General features: G+C 40.6%; 9 protein-coding genes. All 9 read left to right on the top strand.

Going from position 1 to position 12,548, the window contains the following annotated elements:
- Positions 1–249 precede the first annotated feature (249 nt).
- The 9 genes from cggR to NYE50_RS18080 all read left to right on the top strand — a co-directional run bounded on the left by cggR (position 250) and on the right by NYE50_RS18080 (position 12,502).
- Positions 250–1,272, top strand: a complete 1,023-nt coding sequence (cggR, locus tag NYE50_RS18120) for a gapA transcriptional regulator CggR (RefSeq protein ID WP_009968188.1) — start codon at positions 250–252, stop codon at positions 1,270–1,272.
- A gap of 46 nt (positions 1,273–1,318) precedes the next feature.
- A complete protein-coding gene (gap, locus tag NYE50_RS18115) occupies positions 1,319–2,326 on the top strand; it encodes a type I glyceraldehyde-3-phosphate dehydrogenase (RefSeq protein WP_159354603.1) in 1,008 nt (335 codons plus the stop codon).
- A 321-nt stretch (positions 2,327–2,647) separates the two neighbouring features.
- On the top strand, positions 2,648–3,832 hold the full coding sequence (locus NYE50_RS18110) for a phosphoglycerate kinase (protein WP_159354602.1): 1,185 nt from the start codon (positions 2,648–2,650) through the stop codon (positions 3,830–3,832).
- 25 nt (positions 3,833–3,857) lie between these two features.
- Entirely contained in the window at positions 3,858–4,619 is a 762-nt protein-coding gene (gene tpiA, locus NYE50_RS18105; RefSeq protein WP_017418891.1) for a triose-phosphate isomerase, read from the top strand.
- A complete protein-coding gene (gene gpmI / locus NYE50_RS18100; RefSeq protein ID WP_159354601.1) occupies positions 4,612–6,147 on the top strand; it encodes a 2,3-bisphosphoglycerate-independent phosphoglycerate mutase in 1,536 nt (511 codons plus the stop codon). The genes tpiA and gpmI overlap by 8 nt, the downstream gene beginning before the upstream one ends.
- Positions 6,148–6,174: 27 nt before the next feature.
- Positions 6,175–7,467 (top strand): phosphopyruvate hydratase, encoded by a 1,293-nt coding sequence (eno, locus tag NYE50_RS18095; protein ID WP_007409956.1) that lies wholly within the window; start codon positions 6,175–6,177, stop codon positions 7,465–7,467.
- Positions 7,468–8,853: 1,386 nt separating this feature from the next.
- Positions 8,854–9,084 carry a plantaricin C family lantibiotic gene (locus NYE50_RS18090; RefSeq protein WP_021495220.1) on the top strand — a complete coding sequence of 77 codons (231 nt, stop codon included), beginning with the start codon at positions 8,854–8,856 and terminating at the stop codon, positions 9,082–9,084.
- A gap of 72 nt (positions 9,085–9,156) precedes the next feature.
- A complete protein-coding gene (locus tag NYE50_RS18085) occupies positions 9,157–12,243 on the top strand; it encodes a type 2 lanthipeptide synthetase LanM family protein (protein WP_159354600.1) in 3,087 nt (1,028 codons plus the stop codon).
- A 49-nt stretch (positions 12,244–12,292) separates the two neighbouring features.
- The gene (locus NYE50_RS18080; RefSeq protein ID WP_095270659.1) at positions 12,293–12,502 is read left to right on the top strand and encodes a class II lanthipeptide, LchA2/BrtA2 family; all 210 of its coding nucleotides are present in this window, start codon (positions 12,293–12,295) and stop codon (positions 12,500–12,502) included.
- Positions 12,503–12,548 lie beyond the last annotated feature (46 nt).

Genomic DNA, 12,548 nt, shown 5'->3' with positions numbered 1-12,548 from the left:
AAAAGTCAGCTCCGGCGGGCTTTTGTCTGTCACCTTCATTCCGTTTCTGTATATAATGACTGTATCAAGGAGATACTGGAAAATCCTGCGAAGAATGTCGAGGAATTGACCTTTAACAGTTGAATTAACAATGTCATCCTGTTAAAATAATTAAAGAAAGCAGACATAATTTTTTTTGGCTATGACGGGACGTTTTTTGTCATAGCGGGACGTATAATGTCCAGCAAAAAAGGAAGGAACGTTTGAGTCATGAACCAGTTAATACAAGCTCAAAAAAAATTATTGCCTGATCTTCTGCTCGTTATGCAAAAGAGGTTTGAAATCTTGCAGTATATCAGGCTGACAGAACCCATCGGGCGAAGAAGCCTGTCTGCCAGTCTCGGAATCAGCGAGCGTGTGCTGAGGGGCGAGGTTCAGTTTTTAAAGGAACAGAACCTGGTCGATATTAAGACAAACGGCATGACATTGACAGAAGAGGGCTATGAACTGCTTTCTGTTTTGGAAGATACGATGAAAGATGTTTTAGGTTTGACTCTTTTGGAAAAGACATTAAAAGAACGTTTAAATCTGAAGGATGCCATTATCGTATCCGGAGACAGCGATCAATCCCCATGGGTCAAAAAAGAAATGGGAAGAGCGGCTGTCGCATGTATGAAAAAAAGATTTTCAGGCAAAAATATCGTCGCTGTAACTGGCGGTACGACAATTGAAGCTGTCGCCGAAATGATGACGCCGGATTCTAAAAACCGCGAGCTTTTGTTTGTGCCTGCAAGAGGCGGTTTAGGCGAAGATGTGAAAAACCAGGCGAACACCATATGCGCGCATATGGCGGAGAAGGCTTCAGGCACTTACCGGCTTTTGTTTGTTCCGGGACAGCTGTCACAAGGCGCCTATTCATCTATTATTGAAGAGCCTTCTGTCAAAGAGGTGCTGAACACCATTAAATCAGCGAGTATGCTGGTTCATGGAATCGGCGAAGCTAAAACTATGGCTCAGCGCAGAAACACGCCTTTAGAAGACTTAAAGAAAATAGATGATAACGACGCGGTGACAGAAGCGTTCGGCTACTATTTTAACGCGGACGGCGAAGTGGTTCACAAAGTGCATTCTGTCGGAATGCAGCTGGATGACATAGACGCCATCCCTGATATTATTGCGGTAGCGGGCGGATCATCAAAAGCCGAGGCGATCGAGGCTTACTTTAAAAAGCCACGCAACACGGTTCTCGTCACAGACGAAGGAGCCGCAAAGAAGTTATTAAGGGATGAATAATCCCTCAATATAAATATCTCTCACTTATTTAAAGGAGGAAACAATCATGGCAGTAAAAGTCGGTATTAACGGTTTTGGTCGTATTGGACGTAACGTATTCCGCGCAGCATTAAACAATCCTGAAGTTGAGGTAGTAGCGGTTAACGATTTAACAGATGCTAACATGCTGGCTCACCTTTTACAATATGATTCTGTACACGGAAAATTAGACGCTGAAGTTTCAGTTGACGGTAACAACCTTGTTGTTAACGGCAAAACAATTGAAGTTTCTGCAGAACGCGATCCTGCTAAACTTAGCTGGGGCAAACAAGGCGTTGAAATCGTAGTTGAATCTACTGGTTTCTTCACAAAACGCGCAGACGCTGCGAAACACTTAGAAGCTGGCGCGAAAAAAGTAATCATCTCTGCTCCTGCTAACGAAGAAGATATCACAATCGTTATGGGTGTTAACGAAGATAAATACGATGCGGCTAACCACGATGTTATCTCTAACGCATCTTGCACAACAAACTGCCTTGCGCCGTTTGCAAAAGTACTTAACGATAAATTCGGCATCAAACGCGGTATGATGACAACTGTTCACTCTTACACAAACGATCAGCAAATCCTTGATCTTCCGCACAAAGACTACCGTCGTGCGCGTGCAGCAGCTGAAAACATCATCCCAACATCAACTGGTGCTGCTAAAGCAGTTTCTCTAGTTCTTCCTGAACTAAAAGGCAAACTGAACGGTGGAGCAATGCGTGTTCCAACTCCAAACGTTTCTCTAGTTGACTTGGTTGCTGAACTGAACCAAGAAGTAACAGCTGAAGAAGTAAACGCAGCTCTTAAAGAAGCGGCTGAAGGCGACCTTAAAGGAATCCTTGGCTACAGCGAAGAGCCATTAGTATCCGGAGACTACAACGGCAATGCTAACTCTTCTACAATCGATGCTCTTTCTACAATGGTTATGGAAGGCAGCATGGTAAAAGTAATCTCTTGGTACGATAACGAAAGCGGCTACTCTAACCGCGTTGTTGACCTTGCAGCTTACATCGCAAAACAAGGTCTTTAATTCATAGCTCCCGGAAAGGGCCGGACTTGGTTCTTTCGGACAGAAACGCTATAATGAAAGCGGACAAGGGAAGGGGACGGACTCCCTTTCCCTTTTTCCATGAGAACCGGCTTTCAGAAAGCGCCGGATTGCTGCAGAACGTCCGCGTTTTGAAGTTTCCGCGGCACTTTCGTTTTCTTAGCCGCCTGCCCTGGCTCAGAAGACGATCTGCCCCGTGCCCGGAAGCTGCAATCTGCCCCGCGGCGGAAGCATCATGAGGCGGTTTCACGTTTCACGTTTTTCGTGCTATGCAAACCATTTTGAAGGAGGATCTCCTAAGGCATGAATAAAAAAACAGTAAAAGACATCGACGTAAAAGGCAAAGTCGTATTCTGCCGCGTTGACTTTAACGTTCCAATGAAAGACGGGGAAGTAACAGACGATACTCGTATCCGCGCTGCGCTTCCAACAATCAAACACCTTGCAGACCAAGGCGCGAAAGTCCTTCTTGCGAGCCACTTAGGCCGCCCGAAAGGCGAAACGGTTGAGGAGCTTCGTTTAACTCCTGTCGCTGCACGCTTAGGCGAACTGCTCGCCAAAGAAGTGAAAAAAGCGGATGAAGCTTACGGCGATGCTGTAAAAGCACAAATTTCTGATATGAAGGACGGAGACGTTCTTGTATTGGAAAACGTACGTTTCTACCCTGGTGAAGAGAAAAACGATCCTGAGCTTGCTAAAGCATTTGCTGAGCTTGCGGATGTATATGTCAATGACGCATTCGGTGCTGCCCACCGTGCTCACGCATCTACAGCCGGAATTGCCGAGCATCTGCCGGCGGTTGCAGGATTCCTGATGGAAAAAGAGCTTGACGTTCTCGGCAAAGCCGTGACAAATCCTGAGCGCCCGTTTACGGCAATCATCGGCGGCGCGAAAGTAAAAGACAAAATCGGCGTAATCGAAAGTCTGCTTGATAAAGTGGACAACCTGATCATCGGCGGAGGTCTTGCTTACACATTCGTAAAAGCGCTTGGCTATGAAGTCGGTAAATCTTTGCTTGAAGAAGATAAAATCGAACTTGCAAAATCATTCATGGACCGCGCGAAAGAAAAAGGCGTTACATTCTATATGCCGGAAGACGTGCTCGTTGCTGATGATTTCTCTAACGATGCAAACGTTCAAATCGTGCCGATCTCTGAGATTCCAAGTGATTTAGAAGCGATCGACATCGGAACGAAAACCCGCGAAACGTATGCTGAAGTTATCAAAAACAGCAAACTTGTCGTATGGAACGGACCGATGGGCGTATTCGAAATCGACTTGTTCGCTCAAGGCACAAAAGCAGTGGCTGAAGCATTGGCAGAGGCAAACGATACATACTCTGTCATCGGCGGAGGAGACTCTGCGGCAGCCGTTGAAAAATTCGGCCTTGCTGACAAAATGAGCCATATCTCAACAGGCGGCGGCGCATCCCTTGAATTCATGGAAGGCAAAGAGCTTCCGGGTGTAGCTGCGCTGAACGATAAATAAAAACTGCTATAAGGAAGTGGAACAGATGAGAAAACCAATTATAGCCGGTAACTGGAAAATGAACAAAACACTCGGCGAAGCTGTCAGCTTCGTTGAAGAAGTGAAATCTTCCATTCCAGCAGCAGACAAAGCGGAAGCCGTTGTTTGCGCACCAGCTCTTTTCTTAGAAAAGCTGACTTCTGCTGTTAAAGGAACTGACCTGAAAGTCGGCGCCCAAAACATGCATTTTGAAGAAAACGGTGCGTTCACAGGTGAAATCAGCCCGGTCGCTCTGAAAGACCTTGGCGTGGATTACTGCGTCATCGGCCACTCTGAGCGCCGTGAAATGTTCGCTGAAACTGATGAAACAGTTAACAAAAAAGCGCATGCCGCTTTCAAACACGGCATTGTGCCGATCATTTGCGTAGGTGAAACACTTGAAGAGCGCGAAGCCGGAAAAACAAATGGTCTTGTTGCCGATCAAGTGAAAAAAGGTCTTGCGGGTCTTTCTGAAGAGCAAGTTGCCGCTTCCGTTATTGCGTACGAGCCAATCTGGGCAATCGGAACAGGCAAATCTTCTACAGCGAAAGATGCTAACGACGTCTGCGCGCATATCCGTAAAGTCGTTGCTGAAAGCTTCAGCCAGGAAACTGCTGACAAGCTCCGCATTCAATACGGCGGCAGCGTAAAACCTGCAAATATTAAAGAATATATGGCAGAGTCCGATATTGACGGTGCTTTGGTCGGCGGCGCAAGCCTTGAACCGCAGTCATTCGTTCAATTATTGGAGGAAGGTCAATATGAGTAAAAAACCAGCTGCACTCATCATTCTTGATGGGTTCGGATTACGCAATGAAACAGTCGGAAACGCAGTCGCACAAGCGAAAAAACCGAATTTCGACCGTTATTGGAACCAATACCCTCATCAGACGCTGACGGCATCAGGCGAAGCAGTCGGACTGCCTGAAGGACAGATGGGGAACTCTGAAGTCGGTCATTTGAATATCGGCGCAGGACGTATTGTGTACCAAAGCTTAACACGCGTGAACGTTGCCATCCGCGAAGGCGAATTCGAACGCAATCAAACGTTCCTTGACGCCATCAAAAACGCGAAAGACAACGACAAAGCGCTGCACCTGTTCGGCCTTCTTTCTGACGGAGGCGTACACAGTCATATCAATCATTTATTCGCGCTGCTGAAGCTTGCGAAAAGTGAAGGACTGACGAAGGTGTATATTCACGGTTTCCTCGACGGCCGCGATGTAGGTCCGCAAACAGCGAAAACTTACATTCAGCAGCTGAATGAGCAGATCGAAGAAATCGGTGTCGGCGAAATCGCCAGCATTTCCGGACGCTACTACTCCATGGACCGCGACAAACGCTGGGACCGTGTGGAAAAAGCGTACCGCGCAATGGCTTACGGCGAAGGCCCGTCTTACCGCAACGCGATGGATGTAGTCGATGATTCTTATGCGAACGGCATTCATGATGAATTCGTCATTCCGTCCGTCATCACAAAAGAAAACGGTGAACCCGTTGCGAAAATTCATGACGGCGATTCTGTGATTTTCTATAATTTCAGACCGGACCGCGCTATCCAGATTTCAAACACGTTTACCAACAAAGATTTCCGCGATTTCGACCGCGGTGAAAATCATCCGAAAAACCTGTATTTCGTCTGCCTGACTCACTTCAGTGAATCTGTTGACGGATATGTGGCTTTTAAACCGGTAAACCTTGACAATACGGTGGGTGAAGTATTAGCACAGCACGGGTTAAAACAGCTTCGCATTGCAGAAACTGAAAAGTATCCGCACGTTACGTTCTTTATGAGCGGCGGCCGCGAAGAAGAATTCCCGGGCGAAGAGCGCATCCTCATTAACTCGCCGAAGGTCGCGACATATGACCTGAAGCCTGAAATGAGCGCGTATGAAGTGAAGGATGCTCTTGTAAAAGAAATCGCGGCTGACAAGCACGACGCGATCATCCTGAACTTTGCAAACCCTGACATGGTCGGCCACTCCGGAATGGTCGAACCGACGATTAAAGCAATTGAAGCAGTGGACGAATGCTTAGGCGAAGTGGTTGACGCCATCATCGCTAAAGGCGGACATGCCATCATTACCGCTGATCACGGTAATGCGGACATTCTGATTACAGAAACAGGCGAACCGCACACTGCCCATACGACAAACCCAGTCCCTGTCATTGTGACGAAAGAAGGCGTGACGCTGCGCGAAGGCGGAATCCTAGGCGACCTCGCACCAACGTTATTAGACCTTCTCGGTGTTGAAAAACCGAAAGAAATGACAGGAACATCTTTAATTCAAAAATAAGCGTAAATCAAAAGGAGAGACAAACTCATGCCATACATTGTTGATGTTTATGCACGCGAAGTCCTTGACTCCCGCGGCAACCCAACAGTTGAAGTTGAAGTATATACAGAAACAGGAGCTTTCGGCCGCGCATTAGTGCCAAGCGGAGCTTCTACAGGTGAATACGAAGCGGTTGAGCTTCGTGACGGCGACAAAGACCGTTACCTTGGAAAAGGCGTGTTAACTGCTGTTAACAACGTAAACGAAATCATTTCTCCAGAGCTTCTCGGCTTTGACGTAACTGAACAAAACGCAATCGATCAGCTTTTAATCGAGCTTGACGGAACTGAAAACAAAGGCAAACTCGGTGCGAACGCAATCCTTGGCGTATCTATGGCTTGTGCGCGCGCAGCTGCTGATTTCTTACAGATTCCTCTTTACCAATACCTTGGAGGATTCAACTCAAAAACGCTTCCTGTACCGATGATGAACATCGTAAACGGCGGAGAACATGCTGACAACAACGTAGACATTCAAGAATTCATGATTATGCCTGTAGGCGCGCCTAACTTCCGTGAAGCGCTTCGCATGGGCGCTCAAATCTTCCACAGCCTGAAATCCGTTCTTTCTGCTAAAGGAATGAACACAGCTGTAGGTGACGAAGGCGGATTCGCTCCGAACCTTGGTTCTAACGAAGAAGCGCTTCAAACAATCGTTGAAGCAATCGAAAAAGCCGGCTTCAAACCTGGCGAAGAAGTGAAACTTGCTATGGATGCTGCATCTTCTGAGTTCTACAACAAAGAAGACGGCAAATACCATCTGTCTGGCGAAGGCGTTGTGAAAACATCTGCTGAAATGGTTGACTGGTACGAAGAAATGGTTTCTAAATACCCAATCATCTCTATCGAAGACGGACTTGACGAGAACGACTGGGAAGGCCACAAACTTCTTACAGAGCGTCTTGGCAAAAAAGTTCAGCTTGTCGGTGACGACCTTTTCGTTACAAACACGAAAAAGCTTGCTGAAGGTATCAAAAACGGCGTAGGCAACTCTATCCTGATCAAAGTAAACCAAATCGGTACATTGACTGAAACATTCGATGCGATCGAAATGGCGAAACGCGCGGGCTACACTGCCGTTATCTCTCACCGTTCAGGTGAAACTGAAGACAGCACAATCGCTGATATCGCTGTGGCAACTAATGCAGGACAAATCAAAACAGGTGCTCCGTCCCGTACGGACCGTGTTGCGAAATACAACCAGCTTCTTCGCATCGAAGATCAGTTGGCTGAAACTGCTCAATACCACGGTATCAACTCTTTCTATAACTTGAATAAGTAAGCATAAAAAGGGCTTGGCTGCATCTGCAGCCAAGCCCTTTTAAGTGTGGGAGAGCTGAATTTCTATAATTTCTATTACCCTGACAAAAGCAGTCAGGGTTTTTTTGAGTTGGAGTGTTTGAATGATCAAAATCAGTTTATCTTTACGCATTTCCTACAATGTTAGGTTGGGAATATGGATAATTAAGACCAAACTGAACTTGCAAAGTTTCAAATAAGATGCCGCACTTTTAAAAGTCATGACAATAGGGTGAATAAAGAAATGATAACTACGCTCGAGCTTAGCGCATAAAACCAGATATCTCCCTTGATGAATGGATGTTCGAGAGTACAGACCTACTAATATTACTCGGATCGAATATCTGAGGCTAAAAATTTCACTAGCCGATCTTGAAAAAGGACAGTGAAGCTTTAAAGCTTACAGGAGGATGGTTATTACATTTTACGGAGTAACTGTCGGTTTAGCGAATAGCAGACGCTTGGAATCAAGAAAACATACAAGAAATGATAACATTTTCATTTTATGATATGGAACTCCCGGTATCTAGTAGGAACCTGGTTACTGCATCAGGAGAAAACTCTCTTAGACCCCGAGAGAAGTATTGAAAAATAAACCATGTTTGAACAACTGTATACATTGGATCATAGTATCCGCTCAATAAAACTCACCAACTCGGACACTTCTTCAAATTTAATGAAAACATTCAATTAATGTAAGGTTGTGAGTATAACTAGTATTTAGTTAATGACAAAGCATGGTCTGACCCTTTCAATATTCCTAAAACGAGAAGTAAACAATCTTGTGATCACAGATACTTATATCCTTAATTCAGCCATCTCAGATACAGAACGGATAGTCATTAGCTGTGCCCTAGATAAAAAACAATGGTCTACAGCTGCCCGGAATTTAGCTGCATATAATACTTATAAAAGTTAAGGTAGTAGCTGATTGTGTTGACGCCCTCTCAGAACAAAATAATAGTTACTTAATTCCTTATTAATCTAAATAATTTTGATGACAACTCCAAAAGAAAGTATTCTCTCCTTTAAATAAGAGTTCCTGTGTAACATAACTGTTGTTCTTTTACTTGCAAAAGGCAGGATTACGATATTTTTTATTTTAAAATTTGTAATGCAGTAATGTGAAAACCGTTTTATTTCTTTCCTAAAGCATTTTAAAAATTACATTCCTAAAAACAAAGGACTTCTTTTTGGTAGTATAAAAAACTGCCCTGTTAAAATAAAGTATAAAATACCCCCCCCCCGAGAATCTCATAAAATAAAAAAATTACATAAAACCCATTGTTTACTATAGGAAAATATGGTAGATTATTATTGAACAGGTTAATAGAGATTTTATCCAGTAAAAAATGAGGAGGTAGATAGTATGAAGAAGACAAAGATATTAAAAACACCAGAATTGAAAGTGACAAAAGATTTAAATTTGATAGACCCATGTGGAGATGTTCTTGAAGAAATTAAAGAACATGAAGTTTCAGGAGCTTTCAATACCTGGAATACAACAACTACTAGCCTGGGGGGGATTTTAGTAAGTGAGGTTCTTGGAAATAAAGGCAAAGTTTGTACAGGTACTAAAGAATGTCAAGGTACTTGCTGAAATAAGTATAAAATAGGCAGTGTAATTAACTGCCTATTTTGCAAAAAATATATTAAGGTAGGATCATTAACTTTGAAAACTAACAAATATAATCTCCAATACTGGATGAAAATGTTTCCTGAGGTTAACAATAAAGATGAATTGCAAAAGATTTTTTTAAATGTATCTGGTAAGACGATTCAATCATTAATTAGAGACGATACTAATATTGAGCAAAATAAAAGTATTATAGATATTGATAGAGTCTTAGATCATAAAAAAAGTGATTTTTTAGTGAGAAATTCTGAAGAATTTTTAGAGCATAATCCATTTTTTCATTTTTTTTCTCCTTTTCTTAACTGCAAAATTGAAGAATTCTTAGTAAAAGTAAGAATTGAAGATGCAGTAGATAATGAGGATGAATTTGTGAAAAAGGTAATTAAACATATAATGGATTTAATGTTTGAAAAAGCTTTTAGGGTTCTTGTTTTGGAAGTGAATATTGCAAGATTAGAGGGGAATTTAGAGGGGACTACCCCGGAAGAAAGACTAAATCATTTTTTAGTTGTATCTTTAAATGATGAATCATTTTTAAAAAGTGTTTATAAAGAATATGAAGTATTAACAAGTTTATTATGTGTAACGATTGATGATTATTTCACATATGTAATGGAAATAATAAAAAACACAAAACGAGAAATTAGTTCATTAAACTCTAAATTCAACTCTGATAACGATTTAGGTGCAATAACAAATATAACCACCGGTCTAGGAGATACTCATCAAAAAGGAAAATCTGTTTCAACAATATATTTTAAAAGTGGCAAGAAAATAATTTATAAACCCAGAGATTTAACGCTTGAACAAGGTTTCCAGGAAGTATTATATTGGTTGGGCGAGAAAAACATACCGGGAATTTTAAATTTCAAAAGAGTTCAAATACATACAGTAAATGATTCAGGTTGGATGGAGTACATAGATTATAAAAGTTGTTTTAATAAAAACGAAGCAAATGATTTCTATACTCGTTCAGGTAATCTTCTTTGTTTACTGTATCTTCTAAATGCAGTAGATTTTCATCATGAAAATTTAATAGCCCATGGTTCTTTCCCAGTATTAGTTGACTTAGAATCATTATTTCATGCAAGACTAAAGGTTGACCAAATTGATAAAAAGTCAGCTGTTGTTAAAGCAACTGAATTAGTTGATAACTCTGTACAGTCAATAAGTTTATTGCCTACAAAAATTTCTAAGAGAGTAGGAGACAAAGACATAAGTCTAGATATAGGGGGATTAGCTGCCTATAAGGAACAACTCTCTCCTCATAAATCATTAGTAATTGAAAATGCAGGAACAGATACGATTAAAATTTTAAGAAAAAATACTTTCATTAAACCTCAATTAAACAACCCTTCCATTAAAACAGGGTCTTACTTATATTCAGAAAATTATACGGGACAAATTAAAGATGGTTTTGCAAGTTTATATAGTTGGGTGATGTTAAATAAAGATGAATTCTGGGATAAAATTTCTCAAACTTTTAAAGAAACAAATAGCAGGTTTATCTTCAGACCCACTTACTTATACACTCAGCTTTTAAGAATCTCAAGTCATCCAGATTTTATGAGAGATACCTATAGACGTAAGATTATTTTACATAGAATCGGCATTGATTATATACAAGAGTATAAAGATATATTGAACTCAGAATATAAAGATTTATTAACTGGGGACGTTCCATTTTTTAGATCCTCTATTGAACATGAACATTTAATAGATTCTAGAGGGAAAAGAATTTACAGCATTCTGGAAGAACCTCCAATAAAAACAGTAAAGCAAAAGATTTTCAATCTTTCGAAAGAAGATTTGAAAAGACAGATTGATTTTATTGAAATGTCTTACATTAGTAATGAAAAAAGATTGAAAGAAGTTACTGATATAAAATTCTCTAAAGCTGCAAGCTTAAATAAAATTAAGTCAGAAAATTGGATAGATGAAGCAACCCAGATAGGCGAATTTATAGTTGAAAACAGTGTATGTGGTATAAATAAAAAACAAAAAGATAGAATGTGGATAGGTCCTAGTCTTGAGGGTATTGAGGAAGACATTTGGAATGCAAATGTATTGGGATTCGATATATATAATGGTAATTCAGGGATTGCTCTATTTTTAGGGTACTTGGGCGAAATCCTCAACAGAAAGGATTTTAAGCAAGCAGCTATCGAAACTATGAGACCAATACAGAAGTTTATCTCTGAAATAAAAGAAGATCACCCATATTTAATAGGTGCATTTCAAGGTATATCAGGATATTTTTATACATTAAATAAGTTATCTAATTTATTTGGAGATTCAGAATTAAGGAAGACCTCGCTTGAAAACATCGGTGTTTTATCGAAGTTAGGTAAATTCGATAAAGTATACGATTTAATAGGAGGGTCTTTAGGTAGTTTAGCAGTTATGCTTTCCATAATACCAGATATTACTGAAGAGAATAACAAAAAGGAAATTTTAAAGATTTCACATACTCATTGTGAACATATATTAAGTGTAGCAAAAAATTTTGAGGAGCAAATATCGTGGCCAGGGAAATTTTCAGCAGCATATTCAGGGTTTTCCCATGGTAATTCTGGTTTTATCGCATACTTATATAAATATTTTAAGTTAACAAATGATGAAAAATTATTGGAAGTCATTCAAAGGGCCTTAAGATTTGAAAGGAGATTGTACTCTGAAGACCACAATAATTGGTATACCACAGAAAATAAAGATAAGTTAGCTAATGGATGGTGTCACGGAGCTCCAGGTATACTTTTAAGTAAATTGATTTTAAAAGATAATGGTTTTGAAGACGAGTACATTGAAAAAGAAATATCGACTGCAATAGATTCTTCTATTCGTAATGGCATTGGCAATAACCCTACATATTGTCATGGAGATTTAGGTGTGCTTTCTATATTGAATTATGCTTCTGATTTAACTAACAATATTAATTTGAAGAATAGATGTTTAAGAACTTATCAAGACCTATTTGAAAATGTTTTGACCAAGAAATGGAGAAAGAGAGACTTAGTCTGTACTAGATCATATAGTTTAATGATCGGATTATCAGGAATAGGTTACTCAATGATCAAAAATTATGCTCCGGAAATTGTTCCCAATTTTTTATGGTTAGAATAAGCTTTAATACTCTTATTCAAAGTCATACTTGAAAGGAGGTGAGAGAATTATGAAGAAAGATATGGTCAAAAAGGCTTCAGGTTTTATTGAAGAAGACGAACTTATATCGTTAGCTAATGGTGATAATGCTACTGGAGGAGCTACTCCAGCAACAGTCGTTTTAACTGCAACTATTGGACTCACTGGAACGACTTTTACAGTTACTTTAAGTGCAGCATCATGTCCAACATCAGCGTGTACAAAACAGTGTAACAAATAAACATAATGTGTTAATAGAGAATTGTTTTAACAAACAATTCTCTATT

The organism is Bacillus sp. EU55 (assembly GCF_038005925.1).
Lineage (GTDB): Bacteria > Bacillota > Bacilli > Bacillales > Bacillaceae > Bacillus > Bacillus velezensis.
This window is presented reverse-complemented; position numbering and strand designations above follow the sequence as displayed.